General features: G+C 57.5%; 25 protein-coding genes. 14 read left to right on the plus strand and 11 right to left on the minus strand.

The window, feature by feature from the left end; genetic code table 11:
- Positions 1-10: 10 nt before the first annotated feature.
- Both ACJ8PL_RS03795 and ACJ8PL_RS03800 read right to left on the minus strand, forming a co-directional pair.
- A complete protein-coding gene (locus ACJ8PL_RS03795; RefSeq protein WP_016928387.1) occupies positions 11-1,156 on the minus strand; it encodes a trans-sulfuration enzyme family protein in 1,146 nt (381 codons plus the stop codon).
- Between the two features lie 12 nt (positions 1,157-1,168).
- Positions 1,169-2,536, minus strand: coding sequence for a pyridoxal-phosphate dependent enzyme (locus ACJ8PL_RS03800; RefSeq protein WP_033640842.1), 1,368 nt, complete (start codon positions 2,534-2,536; stop codon positions 1,169-1,171).
- 467 nt (positions 2,537-3,003) lie between these two features.
- On the opposite strand from ACJ8PL_RS03800, the gene ACJ8PL_RS03805 reads away from it, so the two are divergent.
- Positions 3,004-4,209, plus strand: a complete 1,206-nt coding sequence (locus ACJ8PL_RS03805; protein WP_015377270.1) for a serine hydrolase — start codon at positions 3,004-3,006, stop codon at positions 4,207-4,209.
- A 94-nt stretch (positions 4,210-4,303) separates the two neighbouring features.
- Here the strand turns inward: ACJ8PL_RS03805 and ACJ8PL_RS03810 are convergent, their stop codons facing one another.
- The 3 genes from ACJ8PL_RS03810 to ACJ8PL_RS03820 all read right to left on the minus strand — a co-directional run bounded on the left by ACJ8PL_RS03810 (position 4,304) and on the right by ACJ8PL_RS03820 (position 6,194).
- On the minus strand, positions 4,304-4,795 hold the full coding sequence (locus ACJ8PL_RS03810; RefSeq protein WP_228009660.1) for a fimbrial protein: 492 nt from the start codon (positions 4,793-4,795) through the stop codon (positions 4,304-4,306).
- A 19-nt stretch (positions 4,796-4,814) separates the two neighbouring features.
- On the minus strand, positions 4,815-5,786 hold the full coding sequence (locus ACJ8PL_RS03815; protein WP_228009661.1) for a fimbrial protein: 972 nt from the start codon (positions 5,784-5,786) through the stop codon (positions 4,815-4,817).
- A 78-nt stretch (positions 5,787-5,864) separates the two neighbouring features.
- Positions 5,865-6,194, minus strand: a complete 330-nt coding sequence (locus tag ACJ8PL_RS03820; protein WP_016928383.1) for a hypothetical protein — start codon at positions 6,192-6,194, stop codon at positions 5,865-5,867.
- 664 nt (positions 6,195-6,858) lie between these two features.
- Here ACJ8PL_RS03820 and ACJ8PL_RS03825 point away from each other — a divergent pair.
- From ACJ8PL_RS03825 to ACJ8PL_RS03865, 9 genes are all read left to right on the plus strand, one after another.
- The gene (locus tag ACJ8PL_RS03825; RefSeq protein ID WP_004938731.1) at positions 6,859-7,380 is read left to right on the plus strand and encodes a fimbrial protein; all 522 of its coding nucleotides are present in this window, start codon (positions 6,859-6,861) and stop codon (positions 7,378-7,380) included.
- A 78-nt stretch (positions 7,381-7,458) separates the two neighbouring features.
- Complete coding sequence (locus ACJ8PL_RS03830) at positions 7,459-7,995, plus strand: fimbrial protein (protein ID WP_016928382.1); 537 nt, start codon at positions 7,459-7,461, stop codon at positions 7,993-7,995.
- A gap of 46 nt (positions 7,996-8,041) precedes the next feature.
- Positions 8,042-10,576 carry an outer membrane usher protein gene (locus tag ACJ8PL_RS03835; RefSeq protein ID WP_117286968.1) on the plus strand — a complete coding sequence of 845 codons (2,535 nt, stop codon included), beginning with the start codon at positions 8,042-8,044 and terminating at the stop codon, positions 10,574-10,576.
- 81 nt (positions 10,577-10,657) lie between these two features.
- The gene (locus ACJ8PL_RS03840) at positions 10,658-11,422 is read left to right on the plus strand and encodes a fimbria/pilus periplasmic chaperone (RefSeq protein WP_016928380.1); all 765 of its coding nucleotides are present in this window, start codon (positions 10,658-10,660) and stop codon (positions 11,420-11,422) included.
- A 71-nt stretch (positions 11,423-11,493) separates the two neighbouring features.
- On the plus strand, positions 11,494-12,132 hold the full coding sequence (locus ACJ8PL_RS03845) for a fimbrial protein (RefSeq protein ID WP_442531037.1): 639 nt from the start codon (positions 11,494-11,496) through the stop codon (positions 12,130-12,132).
- Between the two features lie 50 nt (positions 12,133-12,182).
- Entirely contained in the window at positions 12,183-12,737 is a 555-nt protein-coding gene (locus ACJ8PL_RS03850; RefSeq protein ID WP_110146833.1) for a fimbrial protein, read from the plus strand.
- Between the two features lie 24 nt (positions 12,738-12,761).
- Positions 12,762-13,184, plus strand: a complete 423-nt coding sequence (locus ACJ8PL_RS03855; RefSeq protein ID WP_016928377.1) for a hypothetical protein — start codon at positions 12,762-12,764, stop codon at positions 13,182-13,184.
- Entirely contained in the window at positions 13,181-14,569 is a 1,389-nt protein-coding gene (locus tag ACJ8PL_RS03860; protein WP_274870646.1) for an FKBP-type peptidyl-prolyl cis-trans isomerase N-terminal domain-containing protein, read from the plus strand. Before ACJ8PL_RS03855 ends, ACJ8PL_RS03860 begins: the two co-directional genes overlap by 4 nt.
- Entirely contained in the window at positions 14,566-15,267 is a 702-nt protein-coding gene (locus tag ACJ8PL_RS03865) for a helix-turn-helix domain-containing protein (protein ID WP_110146835.1), read from the plus strand. The genes ACJ8PL_RS03860 and ACJ8PL_RS03865 overlap by 4 nt, the downstream gene beginning before the upstream one ends.
- 17 nt (positions 15,268-15,284) lie before the next feature.
- Here ACJ8PL_RS03865 and ACJ8PL_RS03870 read toward each other — a convergent pair whose 3' ends face one another.
- The 4 genes from ACJ8PL_RS03870 to deoC form a co-directional block, all read right to left on the minus strand.
- Positions 15,285-16,652 (minus strand): L-serine ammonia-lyase, encoded by a 1,368-nt coding sequence (locus ACJ8PL_RS03870; RefSeq protein ID WP_442530828.1) that lies wholly within the window; start codon positions 16,650-16,652, stop codon positions 15,285-15,287.
- A 93-nt stretch (positions 16,653-16,745) separates the two neighbouring features.
- Positions 16,746-18,044 (minus strand): HAAAP family serine/threonine permease, encoded by a 1,299-nt coding sequence (locus ACJ8PL_RS03875; RefSeq protein WP_004938697.1) that lies wholly within the window; start codon positions 18,042-18,044, stop codon positions 16,746-16,748.
- A gap of 979 nt (positions 18,045-19,023) precedes the next feature.
- Entirely contained in the window at positions 19,024-19,788 is a 765-nt protein-coding gene (gene deoR / locus ACJ8PL_RS03880) for a DNA-binding transcriptional repressor DeoR (protein ID WP_016928372.1), read from the minus strand.
- A gap of 151 nt (positions 19,789-19,939) precedes the next feature.
- Entirely contained in the window at positions 19,940-20,620 is a 681-nt protein-coding gene (gene deoC, locus ACJ8PL_RS03885; protein WP_016928371.1) for a deoxyribose-phosphate aldolase, read from the minus strand.
- Positions 20,621-20,839: 219 nt separating this feature from the next.
- Between deoC and ACJ8PL_RS03890 the strand changes: the two genes are divergently transcribed.
- Positions 20,840-21,673, plus strand: coding sequence for a hypothetical protein (locus ACJ8PL_RS03890; protein WP_442530829.1), 834 nt, complete (start codon positions 20,840-20,842; stop codon positions 21,671-21,673).
- 36 nt (positions 21,674-21,709) lie between these two features.
- On the opposite strand, the gene ybjG is transcribed toward ACJ8PL_RS03890, so the two are convergent.
- Both ybjG and ACJ8PL_RS03900 read right to left on the minus strand, forming a co-directional pair.
- Complete coding sequence (gene ybjG, locus ACJ8PL_RS03895; RefSeq protein WP_028127970.1) at positions 21,710-22,315, minus strand: undecaprenyl-diphosphate phosphatase; 606 nt, start codon at positions 22,313-22,315, stop codon at positions 21,710-21,712.
- A 5-nt stretch (positions 22,316-22,320) separates the two neighbouring features.
- Positions 22,321-23,055, minus strand: a complete 735-nt coding sequence (locus ACJ8PL_RS03900; RefSeq protein ID WP_033634209.1) for a phosphatase PAP2 family protein — start codon at positions 23,053-23,055, stop codon at positions 22,321-22,323.
- A 292-nt stretch (positions 23,056-23,347) separates the two neighbouring features.
- Between ACJ8PL_RS03900 and eco the strand changes: the two genes are divergently transcribed.
- The 3 genes from eco (at position 23,348) to ACJ8PL_RS03915 (ending at position 26,491) form a co-directional block, all read left to right on the plus strand.
- Entirely contained in the window at positions 23,348-23,860 is a 513-nt protein-coding gene (eco, locus tag ACJ8PL_RS03905; RefSeq protein ID WP_048796780.1) for a serine protease inhibitor ecotin, read from the plus strand.
- Between the two features lie 415 nt (positions 23,861-24,275).
- Positions 24,276-25,751 (plus strand): phospholipase, encoded by a 1,476-nt coding sequence (locus ACJ8PL_RS03910; RefSeq protein WP_097102457.1) that lies wholly within the window; start codon positions 24,276-24,278, stop codon positions 25,749-25,751.
- On the plus strand, positions 25,748-26,491 hold the full coding sequence (locus ACJ8PL_RS03915) for an ankyrin repeat domain-containing protein (protein WP_097102455.1): 744 nt from the start codon (positions 25,748-25,750) through the stop codon (positions 26,489-26,491). Before ACJ8PL_RS03910 ends, ACJ8PL_RS03915 begins: the two co-directional genes overlap by 4 nt.
- The last annotated feature ends 468 nt before the right edge of the window (positions 26,492-26,959 follow it).

Consider the following 26,959-nt stretch of genomic DNA (forward strand, 5'->3'; position numbering starts at 1 on the left):
GATGCGGCGATTATTCCGCCAGCGCCTGCTGCAGATCGGCGATCAGATCTTCCACATCCTCTATCCCCACCGACAGGCGCACCAGCTGCGGCGTGATGCCGGTTGCCAGGCGCTGTTCCAGCGGAATGGAGGCGTGCGTCATGCTGAACGGCTGGCTGATCAGGCTTTCCACGCCGCCCAGGCTTTCCGCCAGGGTGAACAGGCGCGAACGCTGGATGACCCGGCGCGCATAGGCGTCGTCGCCTTTCAACCGTACCGAGATCATGCCGCCGAAGCGCGTCATCTGGCGTGCCGCCAGCGCATGCTGCGGATGGCTCGGCAGGCCGGGGTAGTAGACGTTTTCCACCTGCGGCTGGCTCTCCAGCCACTGGGCGATGCGCAGCGCGCTGTCGCTGTGGCGCTGCATGCGCAGGGCCAGAGTGCGAATGCCGCGCAGCGTCAGGAAGCTGCTGAACGGATCGAGAATGCCGCCGACGGCGTTTTGCAGGAAACCGAGCTGTTCCGCCAGCGCCGGGTTATCCCCCACCGCCGCGACGCCGGCCACCACGTCGGAGTGGCCGTTGAGGTATTTGGTGGCGGAGTGCACCACCACGTCAAAGCCCAGATCCAGCGGACGCTGCAGATACGGCGAAGCGAAGGTATTGTCCGCCACGCTGATAAGCTGATGCTTTTTAGCGATCGCGGCGATGGCGCTCAGATCCGCCAGTTTCAGCAAGGGGTTGGTCGGGGTTTCCACCCAGATCATTTTGGTATCCGGTTCGATCGCCTGTTCCAATCGGGCGAGATCCGCCGGCGCCACGTAGGTGACGCGCAGGCCGGCGGTGCGGCTGCGCACTTTTTCCAGCAGGCGATAGGTGCCGCCGTACAGGTCGTCCACCGCGATCAGGTGGCTGTCTTTATCGAGCAGTTCCAGCACCGTGGAGCAGGCCGCCAGGCCGGAGGCGAAGGCGTAACCGCGGCTGCCGCCTTCCAGTTCGGCGATGGCGCTTTCCAGCGCGGTGCGCGTCGGGTTGGCGCTGCGGGAATATTCATAGCCGGTATGTTCGCCCGGCGCCGGTTGGGCGTAGGTGGAGGTGGCGTAAATCGCCGGCATCACTGCGCCGGTCGCGTCCGGGGTGTAACCGGCGTGAACGGTCAACGTATCAAACTTGGCCATAATGGGTCCTTATTAACGTAATTTTTGGCGCCAGGCGTTAAGCACGTCTGTGCGGGTAATCAGGCCGAGGAAGCGCTCGCCGTCGAGCACCACCGCGACGTGGCCATGGTTGAAGGTGGCCTGTAATTCCTCGTAGCCGGCTTCCTTTTGCAGCGTATGGACCTGTTTGGTCATCGCGCTGCCGGCCGTCAGGCTGAAGTGGGTGGCGTCGGCCTGGACGGCGTTCAGCAGATCCCACTCATCGATCAGACCGACCACCCGATCGCCTTCCAGCACCGGCAGCTGAGAGATGTCGTACAGCCGCATGCGGGCGTGCACGATCGCCAACGTATCGTCCGGCGCGGCGGAAACGGCGGCGCCTTCGTCGTGGCGGTAGGCGATCAGATCGCGCAGATCGCCGTGCTGCGGTTTGCTCAGCAGACCCTGTTCCAGCATCCAGTGGTCGTTATACATTTTAGACAGGTATTTGTTGCCGCTGTCGCAGACGAAGGTCACCACCCGCTTGGGTTCGGTTTGCGCGCGGCAATAACGCAGGGCGGCGGCCAGCAGGGTGCCGGTGGAGGAGCCCGCTAGCACGCCTTCCTTACGCAGCAGCTCGCGCGCGGTGGTGAAGGCTTCGGCGTCGCCGATGCGGTAAGCATTGCGGACCTGGTCAAAGTCGCTGAGCGGCGGGACGAAGTCTTCGCCGATGCCTTCCACCAGCCAGCTGCCCGCTTCGCCGATGTGGCCGTTGTCGAGATAGTCCGCCAGTATTGAACCCGCAGGGTCGGCCAGCACGAATTCCGTCTGCGGCGAAACCTCGGCGAAATAGTGGCTCAGCCCGCCCAGCGTGCCGCCGGAGCCGACGCCGACCACGATGGCGTCCACGTCATGCTCCATTTGCCGCCACAGTTCGGGCGCGGTGGTGGTGGTATGGGCCGCCGGATTGGCCGGGTTGTTGAACTGATCGATATAAAAGGCGCCGGGGATCTCCCCGGCCAGACGTTTGGCGTAATCCTGATAGTAAGCCGGATGCCCTTTGCCGACGTCCGAGCGGGTCAGCAGCACTTCCACGCCCAGCGCGCGCAGGTGGAAGATCTTCTCGCGGCTCATCTTGTCTGGCACCACCAGCAGCAGCTTATAGCCTTTCAGCGCCGCCACCAGCGCCAACCCCAGGCCGGTATTGCCGGCGGTGGCTTCGATGATGGTGCCGCCCGGCTGCAGTTTGCCGTCGCGCTCGGCCTGTTCGATCATCGACAGCGCCACGCGGTCTTTGATCGAACCGCCGGGATTCTGGTTCTCCAGCTTGACGAACAGCCGGCATGGGCCGGTATCGAACTGGGTCAGTTCCAGCATCGGGGTATTGCCAATCATCTCGATGACGGAATGGGGGATTGCCATGACTCATCTCCAGGATTATTCGGTATAAAAGTCTTTGTGCGGATGATAGCGCTGAGGATAAGCGCTTTAAAAAGAACAAATAACGGTTCTATATGCCATTATGGAATATATTAATCTTTTTTAGACGTATGGATGCGCAGATGTTTAGCGGTGCAGATGCTTGGCCGTGTAGCCGTGGGCGGATGCAAAAATGCGCGTCGCGATGCTTTTTTGAACGATAAGCGGGGGGCTGCGTACAGTTATGTAAAAATGCTGAAAATTCACGCTAAACCCTGCAAAAATAAGATAAATCACATAAACTCACAGCAAGGGCATTTTCGGTGCGTTGTGTTACCCGCTACGGGCGCCGCAAGGGGTTGCGGCCGGCACGCGCGCACCGGGCCACTCTCGCTGGTTGGCTTAAAACGTGAACATGTTTGAAAGTTAACGCTATTTCAATGGTTTTGAATGGACACTCTGGCGACGTCATGATGAAAAAAAACTTATCCACTTCCCTGAAAAAACTGACCTTCAGCGTAGGCATCCTGTTGCTGGCCGCCCCGGCCGTGCACGCGGCTGAGCCGCCGGCGCCGCCGCAGGTAGACGCCAAGGCCTTCATTCTGATGGACTACAACAGCGGCAAGGTGCTGACCGAAGGCAATGCCGACACCCGTCTCGATCCCGCCAGCCTGACCAAGATCATGTCCAGCTACGTGATCGGCCAGGCGATCAAGGCCGGCAAGATCAAGCCGGAAGACATGGTCACCGTCGGCAAAGATGCCTGGGCGCCGGGTAACCCGGCGCTGCGCGGTTCTTCGCTGATGTTTATCAAGCCCGGCGATCAGGTGCCGGTGCTGGAACTGAATAAAGGCATCGTGATCCAGTCTGGCAACGACGCCAGCATCGCGCTGGCGGACTACGTGGCGGGCAGCCAGGATTCGTTCGTCGGCCTGATGAACAACTACGCCAAATCTCTGGGGCTGCAGAATACCCACTTCCTGACGGTGCATGGTCTGGATGCGGAAGGGCAGTACAGCACCGCGCGCGACATGGCGCTGTTGAGTCAGGCGCTGATCCGCGACGTGCCGGACGAATACGCGCTGCATAAAGAGAAAGAGTTCACCTTTAACAAGATCCGCCAGATTAACCGCAACCGTCTGCTGTGGAGCAGCAACCTGAACGTCGACGGCATCAAGACCGGTTACACCAGCGGCGCCGGCCACAACCTGGTGGCGTCCGCCACCGACGGCCCGATGCGTCTGATCTCGGTAGTTTTAGGCGCGCCGAGCGATCGCGTGCGCTTTAGCGAGAGCGAAAAGCTGCTGACCTGGGGCTTCCGCTTCTATGAAACCGCGACGCCGATCAAGGCCGATAAGCCGTTCGTCACCCAGAAAGTGTGGTTCGGCGACGTCAGCGAAGTGCCGCTCGGCGTGGCGAAAGACGCTTCGGTCACCATTCCGAAAGGGCAGATGAAAAATCTGAAGGCCAGCTACAAGCTGACCCAACCGACGCTGGAGGCACCGCTGGCGAAAAACCAGGTGGTCGGCACCATCGATTTCCAGCTGGACGGCAAGACCATCGAGCAGCACCCGCTGGTGGCGATGCAAGAGGTGAAAGAGGGCAACTTCTTCAGCCGCATCTGGGATATGGTGATGATGAAGCTGAGCCAGTGGTTCGGCGGGATCTTCGGCTGAATGCCCTGACACCGCTGCCGCATCGTCGCGTGCGGTTCCTGAAAAAGCCGCAACCTTCCGTTGCGGCTTTTTCATTTTCAGCATCCATGGCGTTTCAGAAATAGTCCACCAGCATGGTGGCTCCGCTGGAGAAGTCACCTTCCGCCAGGGTGACGGCGCTGTTTTTCACCGGCACCGCATCAAGCGTCGGCGGATTGGCGTAGTCGATGTTCAGCGGCGTATTGATGGCGAAAGCCTTGCCGTTGGCCAGCAGTTTGATGCCCAGCCCATTGACGCTGCTGTTCAACACGCTGCTGTCAAAGGCCGCCGCGCTGCCCATGATCTTCATTTTCAACTGGCGGCTGTTATCCAGAAACTCACACTTGATGCTGTAATCGATGCGTTGCATATAGCGATTACCGTCGATACGTTTGATGCCGACCTTGCCGAAGTCGATATCGATGGTACGCCCGTCGTTGATCACGCAAGGCGGAGGCGCCACCACGGTGGCGGTGATACTGACCTTGGTGCCCTGGTCGGCGGCCTGGGGGGCGGCGCTGATCACACCCAGCGTAAACAGCAGAGCGCAGCGCGTTTTCCTCATCATGTTCATTTGGGTTCCCGTCTCAAGGTGCGCTGAAGATCAGCGTGGCCGAGCCTGACATCGGACCGGTGGCAATACTGGTGTAAGGCACATTGTTCTTCACTGGCACAAAGGTGACGGTGTCGTTGCCCAGCCCGTTGACGATGCGCGTTCTGAACGTATTGTTGGGTTTCACCACCGCGCCATTGTGCACCATGGCTACGCCGACATTAGGATTGGAGGTCTTGATGAAATCGCTGGAGAAGCCGCTGGCATCGCTGACCATGCGAACCAAAATGTCTTGTGTCGCGCTCTGATCGTCACACCGGTAGCTGAGCGCCTTGTCCTGTTTGAGTTGGGCGTCGCTGGCGCTCTGCGTGAGGAAGTCCTGACGGATCTGCCCAAAGTCGACGTTAATCTGCTGGCCGTTGTTGATAGTGCAACTGGTGGTGACGAAGTAGGCGTCGTTGTCGGCGATCAGGCGCCACCGGTAAGGCCCACACTTTGGGCAACCTGACTGGTCATTTTTTTGTTCAAAGTTGATTTGGCCGATGACGTCGCCCTTGTTCACCTTGATATCCTGCGTCGGCGAACGGTTGAGCACGATGTAAACCCTGATGGAAATGCTGGCACTGTTTAGGCCGGTAATCGTCATCACCTGGATACCTGATTGGATCGGGGATAAGTAGTCGGTGCCGTTGATTGTCATGCCGTTGGCAAGCGTACCGAAAATGGCGGTGTTCATCGACAACGCCGGGCTGCCGGTGAGTAAAATATCTTTCCAGCTGGCGACGTCGTTTTTACAGGTCACCTGACTGACGTTGACGATTTCATTTTTCCCGATGGACAATTCAGGGCCTATCTTTACCCTGACGTCGACCGGCGTCATTGAACCACCCTGACCAATGCTCCCGCCGTCGGAGGTTTTACAGGTAAATGCATTGGCGTTACCAATGAGTACGAAGAAAGATAATGCCAGGCAGTGTTGTAAAAATAGGATGGTTGTTTTTCTCACAATAATATCCCGATTATATAGTGTCATTTGGTTAGGTGCCGCCATGAAATAGGGCTAATTAGGCTGACTGTGCCGGCGTTATTCCGTTAAACGAGAATAAGGCGCATCTATTCCTGGTATTTCCTTGTTGCCAGCTGGCAGTAGGGCAGTGGGGTACCACCTCAACGAGTTGTTGATGGAGCCGTCCGTTACGAGCACTTCTTGTTTGGCGACGAGCTCCAACAGCAGTAGCCGGGCGCGGTAAACACCGACGTTGACGGCGTTGGCCAGTTGCCGGGTAGACAACCACAGATGCTGAGGTGGCAGTCCGGTGTCGGGACATTGACGGGGCGACTGCGCGAATAATGTTTGCAGCAGATCGTGCTGCAATTGCCGTATTTCCTTTTGTTTTGGAGATAACGCTTCCATAGCACTTCCTCTGTATTTCGATTGCTGTATTCCTAAGAAAAAACAAAGTTTCACTGCCTACCAATAACGAGGTAAATCGCGAATCAAGAAAAATCCTATCTATTTATCAGGATTGAAAAAAAGGGGTTTCCCACTCCGTTCTTACCTGTTTGCAGGCTGGGGGAGTGTCACGCAGAAACCTAAAGTTTTGGTTTATTATATTCACAAAGAGCTGCTTTGCGATCTGATTAATTGTGAAACAGAGAAAAACAGGATATTGCACTATAAAAGTATTTTTTACGATCTATGAGCCTAAAAATAACACTAAATTAACTTTAATTAGGAAATAAATTGCGAATGTTCGTCTTGATCAAAAAAAGACTTTTTTTGCTGGTGGGCATTTGCCAGAATATTCATCGCCAGACAAGAAGGGCGGGTTAGAAAGTATTGGTCTCTGCTTGTTGTGATTTCGTTTATTTTTATATGACGAGTTCATTAATGGGCAGGCCGCTGCAGACTTGCCGTTATCGACGTGTTTATTGTCGGTATTTTTGGGTTTTGGCAGTTAACCAACCAGCAAGATGCTAAAGAATCAGGGCTGCGCATATATAAGCGCGAGCAGATTTCCTGTTGCTCTTTTTCTTGATTGGAATATGCATTTTTTCTTATAAGGAATATAGGTTCTATGAAACTTAACAAAATCATGATGGCTGCAGTGATTGCATTTGGCGCAAGTTCTTTTGCACAGGCAGCCGATCAGGGACACGGTAAAGTGACCTTCACGGGTTCTATTATTGATGCGCCATGCTCTATTGCACCCGAGTCTATCGATCAGACCGTAGATCTGGGCCAGGTTTCTAACGTGGCGTTGAAAAACGGCGGCAAATCCAACCCGCGTCCGTTTGAAATCAAACTGGAGCAGTGTGATACCACTACGCTGAAAACCGTTAAAACCACCTTCAGCGGCATTGCATCGTCAACCAACAAGGATCTGTTGGGTATCGCGGGGACCGCCAGCGGCGCCGGCGTAGCAATCACTTATGGCGGCCAGCCGATCAAACTGGGTCAGGCGACTGCGGCACAGACGCTGAATACTGGCAACAACAGCCTGAACTTCGCCGCTTACCTGCAGGGTGAAGGCGCTTCCGCAGCCATCGTTCCGGGCGATTTCACCGCCGTAGCCGACTTCACTCTGGCTTATCAGTAAGTGAGACAGCAGGCTTAATCAACCAGGCATGGGGTACGCCGCATGCCTGGTGACTCTCTGTGTCAAAGGAATGTCGCGATGTTTTTTTCAAGGAATCGAGCGGGTGCCGTTCTTTTGGCGTCGTTGGCGTTTGCGCCCGGCAGTGCAATTTCCGCCGCACAGGGGTGGGGCAAAGTCAGTATGCACGGCGCCATTATCGACACTGCCTGCGCCATTGCCGCCGGCAGCCGCGATCAGACTATCGATATGGACACTCTTCCTATCGGACAGATCATTCGTGACGGCCAGGGGATGACTAAACCTTTCAGTATTGAATTGGTTAATTGCATTTTGGAACGTCCGGAAAACAAGCCTGATTGGAAATTCTTTCAGGTCACGTTTGACGGTTTGGCGGAAGGCGTTTTGTTTGGCGTACAGGGCGATGCGCGCGGCATCGCATTGAAGATAAAAGACAGCCGCGGCAGGCCGGTTATTCCAGGGGAGCCGTTGCCGATGGAGGGAATAATACCGGGGAGCCGAGTGCTGAATTATTCCATGACGTTAATGCCGAATCACCAGCCGTTGAAGGTGGGAGCGTATTTTTCCACAGTGCGTTTTAAGCTGGATTATTTTTGATTTTTTCTCGTACTGACGGTTAATTCGTTATTGAAAGGACTTTATTATGCTTTCACCGGCAGGGAAGTTATTTCGTCTTCAGGCCTTGGGGCTCTGTGTCGCCCTTTCTCTGGGAAATCCGATCGCGTTGGTTTATGCCGCCGACGTTATTCAATTCAATACTGACGTCTTGGACATCAACGATCGTAAAAATATCGATCTGAGCCAGTTTACGCGCAGCGGCTACATCATGCCGGGTGTTTATACCATGGTGGTGCACGTCAATAAGAACGACCTGCCGGAACAGCCGGTGACGTTTATGGCGCCCGAGAACGATCCTAAAGGCAGCGAAGCCTGTCTTTCGCCGGAGTTGGTCAACCAACTGGGGCTGAAAGAAAAACTGTTGAGCACGTTGAACTGGACGCACGGCGGCCGTTGCCTTAACGCCTCCAGCCTGGCTGGGATGGAAGCCCGCGGCGATCTTGCCAGCTCCTCGCTGTACCTCAATATTCCTCAGGCCTATCTGGAATACAGCTCGGAAAACTGGGATCCGCCTTCGCGCTGGGATGACGGTATTCCCGGGCTGCTGTTTGACTATAACGTCAATGCTCAAACGCAAAAACATCAGAAAGGCGGCAGCAGTTACAGCCTGAGCGGCAACGGCACCGGCGGCGCCAATCTGGGCGCCTGGCGTCTACGCGCCGATTGGCAGGCTAATCTCAACCATCAGACCGGTTCTTCTCAGTCGACCGACAAACAGTTCGACTGGAGCCGCTATTACGCCTATCGGGCTATTCCGGCGCTGCGCTCGCGGCTGACGATGGGGGAGGATTATCTGAACTCCGACATTTTCGACAGCCTGCGTTTTACCGGCGTCAGTCTGCGATCCGACGACAGCATGTTGCCGCCCAACCTGCGCGGCTATGCGCCGGAAGTGACGGGCGTGGCGAAAACCAACGCCAAGGTGGTGGTCAGCCAACAGGGGCGCGTGCTGTATGAGACGCAGGTGGCGGCGGGGCCATTCCGCATTCAGGACATCAACGACGCGGTTTCCGGCGAGCTGGACGTACGCGTCGAAGAGCAAGACGGCAGCGTGCAGGAGTTCAAGATGAACACCGCCAACATCCCTTATCTGACGCGGCCGGGTACGGTGCGTTACAAGCTGGCGACGGGCAAGCCGTCGGAATGGGGGCATCACCTGCGCGGGCCGATGTTCGGCACCGGTGAGTTCTCCTGGGGCATCAGCAACGGCTGGTCGCTGTACGGCGGGGGCATCGCCGGCGGCGATTACAACGCGCTGTCGCTGGGGATCGGGCGCGATCTGATGGCGCTGGGGGCGTTGTCGTTCGATGCCACGCAGTCGCGTGCGCGCTTGCCGCAGGAGGGCGCTCTGACCGGCGGTTCGTACCGGTTGAGCTATTCGAAGAACTTCGACCAGTACGACAGCCAGATCACCTTCGCCGGCTACCGCTTCTCCCAGGAGGACTTCATGAGCATGGGGGACTACCTCGATGCGCGTTACGAAGGAGGACGCAGCGGCAAGAGCAAGGAAATGTACACCATCACCTTCAACAAACAGTTCCGCGATCTGGGGTTGAGCACCTATCTCAACTACAGCCACCAAACCTACTGGGATCGGGCGCCGAACGATCGTTACAACCTGATGGTATCGCGCTACTTCGATATCGGCGATTTCAAAAGCGTCAGCGTGTCGCTGTCGGCCTACCGCAACCGCTATAACGAACGCAATGACGACGGGATGTATCTGTCGCTGTCGCTGCCCTGGGGCAGCGCGGGCACGCTCAGTTACAACATGACGCTCGATCGCGAAGAGAACGCCCACCGGGTCGGTTACTACAACCGGGTCGATGAACACAACAACTATCAGATCAGCGCCGGCGCCGCACGCAGCGGGGCGACGGCCAGCGGCTATTACAGCCATCAGGGCGATATGGCGCAGATCAACGCCAACGCCAGCTACCAGGCCGGCCGCTATAGCGCCGTCGGCATCGGCGCGCAGGGCGGCCTGACGATGGCGGCGGAAGGGGCGGTGCTGCACCGTGTCAATACGCCGGGCGGCACACGCTTGCTGCTCGATACCGAAGGCGTCGCCGGCGTGCCGGTACGCGGCTACGGCAGTACGGTGCTGACCAACCGTTACGGCAAAGCGGTGGTGGCGGATGTAAACAGCTACTACCGCAATAAGGCCAGCATTGATCTCAACAGCCTGAGCGACAACGTCGAGGCGACGCGTTCCGTGGTGCAGGCCACGTTGACCGAGGGAGCCATCGGCTACCGCAAGTTTGAGGTGATTGCCGGCGAGAAGGCGATGGCGATCGTCAAACTGGCGGACGGCAGCGAGCCTCCATTCGGCGCCACGGTGTTGAATGCCCGTAAACAGGAGACCGGCATCATCAATGACGGCGGCAGCGTTTACCTGTCCGGCCTCAACCCCGGCGAGCGCATGAGCGTGCATTGGAACGGCGCGGCGCAGTGTGAAATCCAGCTGCCGGCGCCGTTGCCGGCCGAAATGCTGATGAACACGCTGCTGCTGCCTTGCCGTCCTCTTGCCGGCAACAAGCCGGCGGCTGACGCCAGCTGACTTACACCCGGCGGAGTGCGCTCCGCCGCTAAACCGCCGGGGCGGGATTGCCCGCCTTCGGCCGACTGGAACCGTGAAGACATGATGAATCTGACTATGACCAGAAAGACCGTTTCCCTTGTGGGCCCGCTCGCCGCCGCATTGACGCTCGGCGCGGTTGGCCTGCCCGCTCATGCGGCTATCGCGCTGGATCGCACGCGCGTGATTTTCGACGGCGACCTGAAAACGGTCAGTCTCAACATCAGTAACCAGAACAAACAGTTGCCGTATCTGGCGCAGGGGTGGATCGAAGACGATCGCGGCAACAAAATCCAAAGCCCTTTCACCGTGTTACCGCCGGTGCAGCGGGTGGAGCCGGGCAAACCGAGCCAGGTGAAGATCCAGTCGCTGCCGGCCGCGCGTCAGCTGCCGCAGGACAGGGAGACGCTGTATTACTTCAACCTGCGTGAAATCCCGCCGCGCAGCAACAAGCCGAATACGCTGCAGATAGCGTTGCAGACGCGCATCAAAATGTTTTATCGCCCGGCGGCGCTCGCCCCGAAGAAGAACGCGGCGCCGTGGCAGGAGCAGCTGACCCTGACCCGGCAGGGTGACACGTACGTGGTGAACAACCCGACCCCGTATTACGTGACGATCGTTGAGGCGAGCGCCGGCAAGGGCGGGAAAGGGGCGGCGGGCTTTGAACCGTTGATGGTGGCGCCGAAGGCCAATGCCCCGCTGAACGTCTCCGCCGCGAGCCTCGGCAACGCGCCGTCGCTGGCGTACATCAACGATTACGGCGGGCGGCCGCAGTTGAACTTCCGCTGCGCCGGCAATGCCTGCCAGGCCGTGCCGGCCGCCAAATGACGAGCCGCGCGCAGGCAGGAAAGACAGAGTGAACACAGCGGAGTGAACGAATCATGCAACGAAAGATCCCCATGCTGTTGGGAAAGGCCTATGAGCGCCATCAGCGACGCACTATCGGCCTGACGGTATTGGCCGCGCTGATGGTGCCGCTGACGGCGGGCGCGATGCTGATGCTGATGCCGCCGGCCCTCGCGGTAGACAATTGGGACGTGGAGGGCGCGAACGGCACGCTCCACGTCTACGGCGCGTTGACGGAAAGCGCCTGCAGCCTGGAAATGACCACCGCTCGTCAGGAAGTGTGGTTGGGTGAGACGGGAACGGCGCACTTCCAGCGCCCGGGCGATCGCGGCACGCCGGTGGCGTTCGAGCTGACGCTGAAAGACTGTCTGCGGGCGCCGGCGAGCAACCGCGACGCCTGGACCGGAGTGCTGGCCTGGAGCGGCAGCCAGCCTGCGGTGTCCGTGGCGTTTGCCGCGCCGACGGATGACGACGCGCCGGGGTTGGTCAGGGTCGCCGGCGTTACCGGATTGGGGTTGCAGTTGGCAGATGCCACCGGCCTGCCTGTGCGCCTCGGCGCGCGTAACAAACCGGTATTGCTGACGCCGGGACAAAACACCCTGATGTACACGGTGACGCCGGTGCGCACCCCGGCGACGCTGAGCGCCGGCGCTTACCGTGCGGCGATCGATTTCCGGCTTTACTACGACTAATACGCCGCTTGCGCCCGGTCGGCGCAAGCGCAACCAAAGGGAGTGGCGTCATGCGCGCGACAGAGACGAACCGGCGCCGGAGCGCGCTGTTGGGGGCTGGCATGGTCATGGCGGCCGGCATAATGGCGCAGTCGGCGACTGCGGCGGAAAACATGCGCTTTCACGGCGCGCTGGTGGCCGAGCCGTGCGTCATTCAGCCAGGGGATGAGGACATTCCGCTGGATTTCGGCACCATCGTCGACAAATACCTGTATCTGAACACCCGCTCCCACAGCCAAACCTTCGCGTTGCACCTGACCGAGTGCGATCTCAGCCTGGGCAATACGGTGGCTATCACGTTTACCGGCACCGAGAACGCCAAACTGCCCGGCCTGTTGGCGTTAGATGCCGGTAGCCTGGCGTCGGGGATCGGCATCGGGCTGGAGGACAGCAGCGGCAAGGCGCTGCCGCTCAATCGCGCCAGCGATAAATTCCGCCTGAATGCCGGCAACACCACGCTTACGCTGCAGGCCTATGTGCAAGGGGAGCCGGAGGCTATCCAGACGAAGTCCATCGGCCGCGGCACCTTCAGCGCGGTGGCCACTTTTACGTTGGAATACGAATAAGCGTCTACAAGGACAAGAAACGCAATGATGAGAAAGCACGTCAATCACGCCCTGCGCATGGGGCTGCTGTGCCTGTTGGCGTTGAGCGCCGCCGCTTGCCAAAGCCAAAAGTCGGGCAAGCCCGCCGTGAACACTAAAAATCAGGTTGTGCAACCTCCGTCAGAAGAGGCTTTGCGCAAGCAGCGTGAGGCCGAGCAACTGCAGCAGTGCCAGCAGCAACTGGGGGCATTGCGCGCGATCGACGAGAAACAGTATCAGCGCTATAAGCAGGCCTTCGACAGCCTGATGAGCGGCGCTTCGCAGTACGCCAGCCTGCGCGCCAGGGTAAACGGCGACACGCAGGCGACGGTGGATGCGCTGTATCGCTATAAGGTCAACTATCTGTGCGCCGGGGTGAATCAGGCGGTGTTGACCGGCTTGGCGGATCGCGGGGAGCAGATTAAATGAGGCTGCGCCTGCTGGGCTGCGTCGCTCTGCTGTTCTCCGGCGTCGCGCTGGCGGACGACGGCGTGCCGGCGCTGCTGCAGTTTGCCGAGCAGTATCAACGGCAAAACACCGTGCCGACGAACGAAAAAGCGGCGCCAGCCGACCGCGGGGCGGGACAAAAAAGGCCTGAGCCGGCAAAGCGCACGTCGGGCGCCAACCAGCCTGCTTCATCGGCCAAAGCTTTTACGCTGACCCAGGAATTATTGGCGCGTGACCAACAGCTGGCGCGTCAGCGAATGGAACTGACGATGTTGCGCCAGGAACTCGCCGCGTTGCGGGCGGAGAAAGCGACGCCACCCGTCGCGACGTTGCCGGACTCGTCAACGCTTCAGCAGTGGATCGCCGGGCTGGGCGCCGCCTGGCGCGGTTCGCCCGATGCGCAGCGCGCCGAGGCGCTGTTGCGTCAGGCGACGCAGGAAACCGCCAAAAGCAGAGCGGCGGCGGCGCAGGCCGAACGGCGCGTTACCGAGCTGGAATCTGCCGCGCAGGCATCGGCACAGACGCTTGCACTACGTCAACGCGAGCACCAGGAGGCGTTGCACGCTCTGCGCGCCGCGTTGGAAGAGAGCGAGCAGAAGCGGGCCGGTGAGCAGAAAGTGACCCAGCAGACGCGCGAAGCGCTATTGGCGCTGCATAAGCGGCTGCAATGGGAAGTGACGCCGGAGCAGTTGAAGGATGAACGCAAGCGTTTGTCCTATGCGGCGGGCAGTGCGCTGGGGCGGGACATTCAGGGGGTAGTGGCGGCGCGTCAAAGCTGGGGCGTACCGGTTGACCGCGACAGCCTGTTGGCGGGCGTCATCGATAGCGTCTCGGGGCGTTTGCGGCTGCCGCCGGATGAACTGGATGCGCTGACGGCGCAGGCGGATGCCGCCGCCGTGGCCGCGCGTGAGAAACGCGTTAACGAACAGCGGCGGCGTGATGAAGATTACCTGGCGCGATTCAGTCAACAAAAGGGCGTAAAGCAGTCGGCGATGGGCTTTTGGTATCGGGTGGATTACGCCGGGGAGGGCGCGCTGGCGCCAACGGCGGTGGTCGATGTGGTCGTGAAGGAGAAGTTGACCGACGGTACGGTGATCCAGGATATGGAACTGAGCGGCAAGGTGCTGTCGCAACCGCTGTCCGAGTATCCGCCGCTGTTCAGGGAGGCGATAAGCCATCTGCACAACCACGGTTCGCTGACGATGGTCGTGCCGCCGGCGCTGGCCTACGGCGAAACCGGCTATCCGCCGAAAGTGCCACCTAACGCCACCATGATTTATGAATTACGCATCGACAACAGTCAGGCGCCGGCAAAGGGCGCCCAGGCGGTTAAACGGGAAGCCGGAACGGCGGGAGGGCAGGGATGAACACGATGATAAAAATCGCGCTATTTGATGAAAACCGTTACTTCAGCGCCGGCTGGCAGGAGGCTCTGGCGCTGCACTTCAGCACTTACGGCAAGCGCACGCTGTTACTAGATGCGCCGCAGGTTCACGAAGCCGATCTGGTGTTCTGCTATTTTCCTCCCGGCGTGCAAAGCTGTTTTTGTCACTTCTTTGAGACGCAGACCGCGGGGCGCAAAACGCTGTATTTCTCGTTGCGAACGCCGGAGGGGCGGCATAAGCGCACCGTTGGGAACCGTTGCGCGCTGGAGGCCGGTGTTATCTACCACGATACGCCGTTGGTCTCGGCGCTGTATCAGGTGAGCGCCGAGCTGGAGCGGCGCAGCAAATGGCCGGGCAGGCCGGGTTGTGGCAGGAACTGCATATGCCAGCACCGCGGCCTGACGCTGCGTGAACAGGAGATCATGCGCTGTATGACGCGGGAGATGGGGGTGACGCAAATCGCACGGATGCTGGACATCAGCGTGAAAACCGTCAGCAACCACAAGATGAGCGTTATGCGCAAGATGGGATTCCGGCGTAATGCCGAGCTTTATGGGTGGCTGCGACACAGCGCCCGTCCCGGCGCCATGGGGCTCGAACCGGCATTCAGCCGGGCGTTGCGGCAGGGAAGGAACGGCATTGAGACGGCGCCGGCCAAATCGGACCGGCCGGCGCCTTAAGTGCCTTGCCGTGGCGATCAGTTGCAGGCCACGACCTTGATCGCCAGCCCGCCCTGTGAGGTTTCGCGGTATTTGGCGTTCATGTCTTTGCCGGTTTCGTACATGGTTTCGATTACCTTATCCAGACAAACCCGCGGTTCGCTGGTGCGGCGCATCGCCATGCGCGCGGCATTGACTGCCTTGACGGCGGAAATGGCGTTGCGTTCGATGCAAGGCACCTGAACCTGGCCGGCGAGCGGATCGCAGGTCAGTCCCAAATGGTGCTCCATGGCGATCTCCGCCGCGATGCACACCTGCGCCGGGCTGCCGCCCAGCAGCTCGGTCAACCCGGCCGCCGCCATCGAGCAGGCGACGCCCACTTCCCCCTGGCAACCCACTTCGGCGCCGGAGATCGAGGCGTTCATCTTGTACAGCGCGCCAATCACGCCGGACGCCAGGAAGTAGCGGGTGTAGGAATTGGCGTTCACCGGGCGGATGAACTTGTCGTAGTAGGCCAGCACCGCAGGGATGATGCCGCAGGCGCCGTTGGTCGGGGCGGTCACCACGCGGCCACCGGCGGCGTTCTCTTCGTTGACCGCTAGCGCGAACATGTTGATCCAATCGACCACGTTCATCGGGTCGATATTGTTCTTGTCTCCGGTCACCAGAATGCGGCGCAGCGCGGCGGCGCGGCGCGGCACCTTCATCGGGCCGGGCAGCAGGCCTTCGGTGTTGATGCCGCGCTCAATACCGGCGCTCATCACCTGCCAGACGTCGGCGAAGTGCGCGTCGATATCCGCTTTGCTGCGCAGCGCCAGCTCGTTCTGCATCACCAGGCCGGACAACGACAGCCCGGTCTCTTTGCAATGCTGCTGCAGATCGTGCGCCGATTTGAACGGATAGGGCACCGGCGTGGTGCCCTCGGCGGACTGGCGGAAGTGCTCTTCGTCGACGATGAAACCGCCGCCGATCGAGTAATAGGTTTTGCTGTGCAGCAAGCGTTCACCGGCGAAGGCGCGGATGCGCATGCCGTTTTCGTGCAGCGGCAGGTTATCGCCGTGGAAATTCATGCCGCCATGCTGCGGGAAATCCACCTCGTGGTGGCCGTTGGCCAGCGGCAGGCGGCCGCGCTGTTCGACGTCGCGGATAAAGCCCGGAATGCTGTCGATGTCCACGTCGTGCGGCAGGCTGCCTGCCAGGCCCATGATGATGGCGATATCGGTATGGTGGCCTTTACCGGTCAACGACAGCGAACCGTACACGTCGACCACCACCCGGGTGGTGTCCTGCAACTGCTGGTGGGCGATCAGATCGTCAATGAACTGTTTGCCGGCTTTCATCGGACCAACGGTGTGAGAACTGGATGGGCCAATGCCAATTTTGAAAATATCGAAAACGCTGACCATGGTCTCGCCTCCTTCTTCAGGTTTCAGGCGGTGAATACGGGAAATGGGGGCAGTGCGGGAGGGCCGGCGCGCAGCGGCGCCGGCCGGACGTGATTAGCCGAGCAGGCTGAACACGATAGCAGAGATGGCGATCAGACCCATCACAACCACAAATACGTTGCTGATGTGGCCGCTGTACTTGCGCATGGCAGGCACTTTACGGATGGCGTACATCGGCATCAGGAACAGCAGCATGGCGATGATTGGGCCACCCAGGGTTTCGATCATGCCCAGGATGCTCGGGTTCAGGGTGGCGACGATCCAGGTGGTCACCAGCATGAAGATAGCGGTCATGCGGTTCAGCTTGGCGGTGCTGACGGTTTTGCCGCGGCTCTTCATCGACTTGGCAACCAGGCCGTTGAAGCCTTCACGGGCGCCCAGGTAGTGGCCCAGGAACGATTTGGTGATGGCGACGAAGGCGATAACCGGCGCGATGTACTCGATCATCGGGTTGTTAAAGTGGTTGGCCAGGTAAGACAGAATCGAGATGTTCTGCGCCTTGGCTTCCGCCAGGTTTTCCGGCGTCAGGCTCAGCACGCAGCTGAACACGAAGAACATCACGGTCAGCACCATCATGATGTGTGCGTAAGCCAGAATGCGGGAGCATTTCTTCTCGGCGTCCGCGCCGTACTCTTCGCGTTTGGCGACGGCGAAGGCGGAGATGATCGGCGAGTGGTTGAAGGAGAACACCATCACCGGGATTGCCAGCCACAGGGTCATGATCAGGCCGTGACCCATGCCGGTACCGCTGCCGGACAGCGACACGTTTTCGAAGATGGCGCCGGTCCAGTTAGGGATCAGGTATACCGCCAGCAGCATCAGCACCGCCACGAACGGGAAGACCAGGATGCTCATGGTTTTCACGATGGCCTGCTCACCGAAGCGCACGATGGTCATCAGGCCGACGATCAGGATCAGCGACAGGATGGCGCGCGGCGGCGACGTCATGCCCAACTGGTGGGTAATGAAGCTGTCGACGGTGTTGGTGATCGCCACGCTGTAAACCAACAGAATCGGGTAGATGGCGAAGAAGTACAGCAGAGTGATCAGTTTGCCGGCGGTGATGCCGAAGTGCTCTTCCACCACGGCGGTGATGTCTTCACCGGGATTTTTGCCGGACAGAACGAAACGGCACAGTCCGCGGTGGGCAAAGAAGGTCATCGGGAAAGCGATGATGGCCATGATGATCAGAGGAATCAAACCGCCGATGCCGGCGTTGATGGGCAAGAACAGGACGCCTGCGCCGATGGCGGTGCCGTACAGGCCCAACATCCACATGGTATCCGTTTTACGCCAGGTACTGCTGGAGCCCGAGGCCGCAGAGGCAATTGTGCCGGTCTGTGTAGTGTCCATAAATATCTCCGAAGTGAACACGAATTTAAAATTAAAAGGCAAAACTTAAGGTTAAACCGTCAAACGTCCTATTCAGGCAACGCTTGCGGTAAGAATCAGGTGTTGCTTGCGGGGATGTTTTGGCGTCCCCCTGGTTGTTTATTGCGTTCATTACCAAGGCACAGCGCCGGGTAATTCACTAAAGACTTTTCACCTTCACGGGTGATAAAAGTTGTTACCGCTGCCGACAGGTCATTGCCTGTCGATTTTTGTTGGCGGCAAGATAACGATTTACAGTAGAAACAACCGTGATCCTGCTCTCAAATGCGTAATATGTGCAGTTATCTGCTTTTTCATCGATTTTTCGCGCATTTGTTGCACATTTGTGTAAGATTTTGTGCTGAGAACGCTCTCATAAAAATTTCTGCGATTATGTGGCTTGTACAATAATTAGCCGGATAAAGCGCTGTGCTCAGCAGCAAGCCGAGCAATATATTTTATGCGTGGTTTTGGATCTAGCTAAAAACCCGGATTAAGCAGTTTTAGTGATGTGGATCACATTGTGTTTTTAAGGTAAATTGAGTTTATATTTTTGTTTTTAATCGTTTTTATTTAAAATTCACCGCTAGTAACGAAGGGAAATTACTTACGTGGTTAGCGGATAAAAATGCGTAACCATTCATCATATAAATAACAGATACCTAACAGGTATTGGTGAGATTTGCTGCAATCGCGTAAACCGCCGTTTATTTAAACTTCCTGGCCTTTGGCACGATTTATCATATAAAAGCCATAAATAGCCGTTAATTCACCCAGCCGACCGCGTGTTTAGCCTGCGAAAAAATAATCACTCGGGTGAGCTGTTGCATTTTATTAACCTGATGTTGCGTGCGGATAAGCGAAAAACGTGAATTTATTGCGCATTATTTGTTCATTTTTCGGCGGGGAAAGAGGGATATCGACGCGGTGCGCCGTCGGTTATGACGGCGCTGAAGGCGGATTAATAGCGGATAGCGATGGCGTTGTCGTTGAAGAACGCCAGGAAGTCGGCGCCCGGCTGGCGATCGGTGATCACCCGATCGAACTGCGTCAGCGGGCCGATGCAGGCCGGCTTGGTTTTGCCGAACTTGCTGTGGTCTGCCACCAGGATCTTTTGCTGCGCCATCGCCATGGCGCGATGCTTCATCTCCAGCTCGTCGAAGTTGAAGCAGGTGGCGCCGTGCTGCAGGCTGAGGCCGGCGGCGGAGATAAAGGCGATGTTCGGGCAGATGTGATCGAGCTCGTTGCGGCCGCCGACGCTGGAAAAGATGTAGTTGTTCGGCTTGAACTCGCCGCCGCACAGAACCACCTTGCAGTTCGGTTTGTCCTGCAGCGCCAGGAAGGTGTTCAGCGAATGACACACGGCGGTGAAAGCCAGCTCGTCGGCGATGGCGTCGATGATCGCCGGGGTGGTGGTGCCGCAGTCAAAAAACACCGTGTCGTTTTCATTGATCAGCGGCGCTGCCAGCAGTCCGATGCGCCGTTTCTCCGTGACCTGTTTGGCTTTTTGATCGGAAACGAAGTAGTTGGTCACGCCGTTGCTGCGCGGATCGGTCACCACGTAGCCGCCGAGCAACACCACGGCCGCCGGTTCGGCGCTCAGATCGCGGCGAATGGTCATCTCCGAGACCCCCAGCAGCGCGGCGGCTTCTTTCAGGTGGATCTTGTCAGCGCGTTTTAACGCCTGAACTAACCGGTTGATACGTTCTTCGCGCCGCGTTTCCATAGATCCGTCTTCCCACAGGTAATAGAGATAAAAGGCGAGCCGGCATTTCCGACGCTAAACACAACGATGCGGGGCAATATCGGGCCGCATCAACCGCCCGTATTGTCCCGCATCGGAGTGTATGGCCATGCCCGTCAGGGCAAGCCGACGATCAGTAACTGCCCGCCGCCGGCTGGGCACCGGAGACGATGGCGACGCCGGAGCTGGTGCCGATACGCGTGGCGCCGGCTTTAATCATCTTCTCGGCGGTGGCGCGATCGCGCACGGCGCCGGAAGCTTTCACGCCCATTTCGCTGCCCACGGTCTCGCGCATCAGTTTGACGTGCTCTTCCCGAGCGCCGCCGGTGCTGAAGCCGGTGGAGGTTTTCACGAAGGCGACATCGAGTTCGCGACACATTTCACAAACCTGGACGATCTGCGCATCGCTGAGCAGGCAGGTTTCCAATATTACCTTCAACGGGATCGCCGCGCAAACCTCGCGCACGGCGGCGATGTCGGCTTTCACTTCGTCCAGCAGGCCGCTTTTCAACCAGCCGACGTTGATCACCATGTCGATCTCTTGCGCGCCGGCGGCGATCGCCGCTTTGGCTTCAAAGGCTTTGGCGACGGTCAGGCCGGCGCCCAGCGGGAAACCGATCACCGAGCAGACTTTCACGGTGCTTTCCTGCAGCAGCTGGGCCGCCAGCGGCACATAGCCGGAGTTGACACATACCGCATAGAAGTTGTGCTGCTGCGCTTCTTCGCACAGTTTGGCGATCTGCATTTCGGTGGCGTCCATGGCCAGCAGGGTGTGGTCAACATAGCTGGCGTAATCGATGCTTTCGGTGGTCATCGCGGTTCCTTAGTGAAGTTGAGAAAATAGCATGGATAGGTAATGTGAAAATAATAACATTTCAACATCGATAAACCTAGCGGGATTTGAAAAATGTCGACGAGATCATAGTTACTTCACTGTTATCTGTATAACTTAGGGGAGGATTATTTGTTATTTTAATAACATTTTCAGTGGCTGCTCGCGGCCTGCACGGGCGAAACGTCGAGGGGAAAAAAGATGGAGATCAACATCGATCTGGCTCCTGAAGCTTTCGGGACGCATCGGCAGGAACTGTTCCGCAACGCGGATTTCGCGGTGAGCGCGCATCGCTGCGCAGAACGCGGGCTGATGCTGACGCTGGCGAATTGCCGTGGCGCGCTGAGGGTTTTACCGTATCAGGGCCTCGCGATCTGGGACGCTGAGTTTGACGGTCATTCGCTGAAATCGGGCCGCCGCAGCGCGCGGGGCGCCGGAAGAAAGCGTGCTGACGACGCCGCGTTCTGTCCCGCCTGGCCGGGTCACGACGGCGCGCCGATCCAGATGCAACGCGTGTGGCTGCAGCTGGCGGGCGATGAGCTGACGTTGCACGGTGAAGGCGAGCGGTTGGGCGAGCGTTGGCGCGTCGGCCCGGCGCTGCGTCTGGCGGCCCAGAGCGCGCAGTTCGCCATAGAGATGAAGATTACCAACCTGGGCGAGCGGCCGCAGCCGCTGCGCTATGTTTGCCGCCTCAACTATGATTGCATTCCCGACGCGGTATTCCGCCAGAACCTGCCGACGCCGGCTTTGTCAGGGGATACGATCGGGCAGGAACTGCTGTGCTCCGACGATCTGACGCGCTACGTGGATCAGGCCGAGTTCTTTATGCTGGCGCCGCAAGGCCGGCGCTATGTGACGCGTTTTGCCACCGGGCAATTCAACTATGGCCTGCGGCGCATCGCTGTCCAGGGCCACAGGCGGCTGCTTGCTTTTATCCAGCCGGCAAACTGCCGCCCGAATGCGCCAGAGGGTGAGGGGGTGATGCTGGGAGCGGGAAAAACGCGGGCGTTTTGCGTGACCACCGGCGTGGTGTGAAAGCAGGGGCGGTAACGCCCCTGTCATGTTATGCGGTTATTCTTTCACCCAGCCGCGGCGAATGGCGAAGGCAAACAGGAAGCGATACAGACGCGACAGCTTGTCGGCGAGGACATCACCGAACAGATTCCATACCAGCTGAGCGAACAGGCAGCCGACCAGGCCGAGCAGGAAACCGCCGACCATATCCAGCGGCCAGTGCACGCCGAGGTAAACGCGTGACCAGGCGATGCCGACGGCGACAATCATCAGCAGCGCGCCGGACCAGACCCGGTGCCAGAACAGGAACGCCAGTGCAAAGGTAAAGATGGCGGTGCCGTGATCGCTGGGGAACGAGCTGTCCGGCGCGTGCGCCAGGAAGGTATAACCCACGCCGGCGACGAACGGACGCTCATGCGGCAGCAGCGCGCCGATAGCGGAGGCGGCAAGCATGGCGAACAGCAGCGCGATCGTGGTTTTCGCCACCACTTCGCGCTGTGAAACCAGCTGGCTTCGCGGCCCCCACAGCCACAGGCCGACGATCAGTAGCGGCACGATAATGATAAGATCGCGCGCCAAAAAGGTGGCGAAATCGATCATCCATTCGGGAGATGCCGGGGTCGCATTGATCCAGGCGAAAAGAACATGGTTTAACTGCTCCATAACCGTTACCTCATCTTGCGGCGCCAATAGCCGCTAATCATCCAATAAATAGCCAACTGGCTTAACCAAACCCACCAACCCGCCCACAGGTTATGGGTAAGAAAATGTGCGCCGCGCATGATCTGACCAAAGCCCATCAACATGCCGAGCGCAATGCCGCCACACCAGCAGCACCAGGCCAGGCGCGGGCGCTGCGGATAAAACAGGAAAAACAACGCCATGACCGCGAAACCGCTCGAGGCGTGCCCGCCGGGGAAACAGCGACCGGGGCCCGGCAGCGCCGGTACCGCGCCGAATAAAGGGAAGGACATCGCCTTGCCGCCGTACTCGATCAGATCCCACGGACAGGAGTGCGCGCTGGTGGCCTTGAGAATGCCCACCACCAGCGGGCCGATGCCGAGAAGCAGCATGCTGACAATCAGGCGCGCGCTGCGGCGATAGATGCCCCAAAACAGCGTGAGCACCGCTCCCACGATCACTATCTGCTTCAACAGACGGTGATTGATCAGATCCAGCCAATAATTGTTTTGCCACGGGAAATGCCCGCTGGCGGCATCGTACCAATAATTGCTGATCGCCCAGTCCAGCTGTTCGTTGCGGGAGAGCCACAGGAATACCAAACCGCTGATCAGCAGGCCAAAAACTTGCCAACGGTAAAAGGATGTCGGCAGGGAGTAAAGGGCGGTTGTCTTAATTTGCTGTGCCGTTGAGGATTGATTTAATGACGATTCTGGATTCACGCGCAGGCTCGGTGACAGGATTGAATAGCGCCACTGTAATAATTCTGTCTTAAGAAAACCTTAGTCCTGCGGCAAGAGAACCCTATCTGATGCACCCGCTTGGGCGCCGGTCAGTGCGTGTTTTTCTCGTATTAACCGGCGGTTTTTTGGGGTATTGCTCCGGTTAATGGGTGGTATTAGGCGATTGTCACTATTTATCTCCTATTGTAAAGAAGATTAAACTTGTGGCGAGCGTGGCGGTAGTGTATTAGTTTATAAGCGGATTATTTGACAAAAAGTGTAGGGATAAAACATGAACAAGGCATCCGTTGTATTTTCCGGCCTGCTGATGGCCGTTTCCGCCGGCGCTATGGCGGCGACCTCTGGCGATGACGCAGACATGAGCAAACAGCCGCTGGAAAAAGTCGCGCCTTACCCGAAAGCCGAGAAGGGCATGAATCGCCAGGTGATCTACCTGCCGAAGCAAGAACACGAAGAGAACTACAAGGTAGAGCTGCTGATCGGCAAGACGCTGGAAGTGGACTGCAACCGCCATATGATCGGCGGCACGCTGGAGACCAAAACCCTGTCCGGCTGGGGTTACGACTACCTGGTGCTGGAGAAGCTGTCTGAACCGGCCTCGACCATGATGGCCTGCCCGGACAACACCAAGACCAAGCAATTCATCGCCGCCAACCTGGGCGACGCCGCGATGCAGCGTTACAACAGCCGCCTGCCGATCGTGGTGTATGCGCCGAAAGACGCGGAAGTGAAATACCGCATCTGGAAAGCCGAAGATACCGTAAGCCAGGCTGAGCAGAAATAACCGCCGCCTGACGCCGCTCCGCTGGCCATTCCCGGTTGGCGGAGCCTTTCTCCTTCCTGTCTCCTTATCATTCCCGCATCTTTGACACTCGACTGATTGCTTTCGGACGTGGCTTTTAGGCGCGACATGGCAACGAAATACGCAAGTCAATACCTCTTCACAAGTGCACAGGAAGCTCGCAGCTGCATGGATGGAAGAGGATGCGTGCGCATAGAAATAGAGCAAAGAAATCTTTACTGAAGTGTGATAATTTTGCGCATGCCCTATTAATGGAATGACACAGAAGATAAGGATATCCAATGCGTTATCGTTCGCTAACGCTCGACGAGCCCCGTAACAGCCGCACACCTGGCGAGTTGCTTGATGATGGTGCGCCTGTGCCGACCACGGAACCCTGCGAGTGGGCAGGCACCGTATGAAACTGATTCATTTCTCCTCTGAACACACGGCGCCGGAAAGCTTTTCCAGGATACTCAACCCGACAGCAGCGCGGCATGAGCTGGAACGGCATTATTTGTTCGGCGGCGCAGCCGGCATATCGATAAGCAGCCGGTATCCGATCACCCGCAATACTCAATCCGGGATTGGCGTCACCGGTTATCGTGAGGACGTGGCTATGAAGCGCAGCGTACTCGATGAGATCAACCGGGGCGGCTTGCTGGCGATTGAACAGGGAATGGGCACCTGGACGCCGACGAAATATGCCTTTTACATCGACGCGGAAGGCCGATTACAGCGCTACCCAGGCAGCTCTCTTCCCGCCTTTTATCCTACCGGGCGCGTGATCGCCCGCTATGAAGAAATGGTCAGCCGCTATGGCCACCGGGCAAAACCGACGGTGCTGCCGGCGAGGCAGAATACGACCCGGAATCCCCCTCTGCAACAAGCCATCGCGACCGCAGTGGCAACCGTTGCCGCCACGGTGCAGGCCATCCGTCCACTGACCAAGGCAGAACGCTGGCAAGAACGCCAGTACCTGATAGGGCGAGGCAACCGCAGCATTTACCCAGATGCGCGCATGGCGGCACAGCGCCTGGCGGAGAACAACGTCGCGGTCGAAAAGGCGAAGTTGGCTGAGAATGTTTACAAGACCACCGATTCACTTGGCGAACTACCTGGAGTACCAGAGGGCTGGAAAGATATCAGTAATGACGAGCGAGCTTTAAATAGGCTTGGTCTGGATAGTAAAATGCTTTATGACAAACCAATGAATCCTGATTTTTTAGCCCGAGTTTATCAGCCAGACGAGAGTGTCTTTGGTAAAGCGATGAGTCCGACGGTGGTGTTCCGCGGATCGCGTGCGCCCGAGTTCCCGGAGGGAATAAGCAAGGCTGCTCAGAAAGCGTTATTGAACGGCGATTTGTCAGGGATTAAAAACCTGAGCGATTGGACAAATAATGGTGCTCAGGGAATAGGGCTTAATTCTGAATACTACAAAAGAGCGGTTAATATAGGTAAAGCAATTAAAGGCGATGTTGGGATATCTGGCCATTCGCTGGGTGGGGGCATGGCATCTGCGGCCTCCATGGCCAGTGGCAAACCGGCTTGGACGTTTAATGCAGCAGGCCTGAACGCGGGAACCGTCGAAAAATACAGTGGCTCGATAATAGGCAGAGCCGATAATATTCAGGCATATCGCGTAAAAGGGGAGCTGTTGACCAAGCTGCAGGAGGTTGATTTGTGGGAGGATGCCAAAGACCTTAAATTTTATCCCCCGGCGGTGATGGCGAAAGAGCGGCTGTCCATGTTGGCGCCTGACGCCGTGGGAGTAAAGCACACGCTTCTCGGTGGAACAGGTTCACTACTGGATAAGCACGGTATAGACCAGGCGATACAATGCATTGAAAATGAAAAAGACGATGACATTGCCACAATCAAGGGACGAATATGAAAAAAATCATACTCATTATCACGATGCTAGTGTCTATGCTCATCATGCAGGGGTGCAAACAAGGTATGGATTTACAACCACAGGATTATTTTGACGGTCAGCAATTGGACATTGCCAAAGCCATTTATGATGGTGATAGATCGCAGTTGGATAAACTGTTGTCATCAGTAAACAAAGAGATCTTAAATCGTCCAGCTAAGGAAAAAATGACCTTATTGTTCTGGGCAATAAACAATGCCATCTATGATAAAACCACACCTGAAAGGCTGAAAATTATCACTGACTTGGTAAAAGCCGGTGCAGACCCTTTACAGCCTCAACCTAACACGCCGGGTAGTCCCGCTGAATTTGTTATGAAAGCGGATAAAGGCATCTGGATACAGGCTATGTTAGAGGGCGGACTCTCTCCAAATGCTAGGGATAAGGTTCATAATCAACCTATTATATTTGAAAGTTTTGAAGCGAAGAATACCGAGACATTGAAGGTACTTATTGACTATAAAGTTGATGTTAATATCAAAGGGGCTATGAACAGAACGCCATTAATTAATGCGCTGTATAACAGTTGCCCAGAACACATTGAGGTTCTTTTGGCTCATGGGGCTAACCCATTAGCCAAAGATGATTTTAATGACAGCTTCCTCTCGCTGATTTCTGCGGAAATAGCTCAAGGGGATAAGAGCAATGCGTATATAAAAAAGCTAATTAAAATTAAAGAAAAAATAAAACAGGTGAATTAGATAGTCTCGACTATCATGGGGGACAATGCTGGTCTTCTTCCAGTGCGGTAACATGACGTTATGATATACAGGAAGATGAAGGAATGAGCCACCAAAGAGCACCCAGCCGACGGCGACGAGAGTGCTGTTGTTAAGTCCCGTTTGTGACGCCATCTCTTTGAAAAGCGGCGAATCCACAAGTAGCGTTTCTATGTTGAAACCTGCACATTGATAGGGATGCTGGCGTAAGCGACGCTCAGAGATAGGATGCTTTATGCCTGACGACGAGGCCGCGACAGCGGGTGTTGCGGGCTGCTTCAGGCAACAAAAAACCCGATAATCTTGAACCTAAAAGGCGGGATTATCGGGCTCCACAAAATGGGGACATCAAAGAAAAGCAGTGGCACTAATTCAGACTGCGGCCCCCAACGAAAGTTCTGGCCGGCGACAAAAAAATCAAAATATTTTTATCGCCGATCCATCTCTCCC

It is taken from the genome of Serratia sp. CY83965 (assembly GCF_052166375.1).
In the GTDB taxonomy this organism is placed as follows: Bacteria; Pseudomonadota; Gammaproteobacteria; order Enterobacterales; family Enterobacteriaceae; genus Serratia; species Serratia marcescens.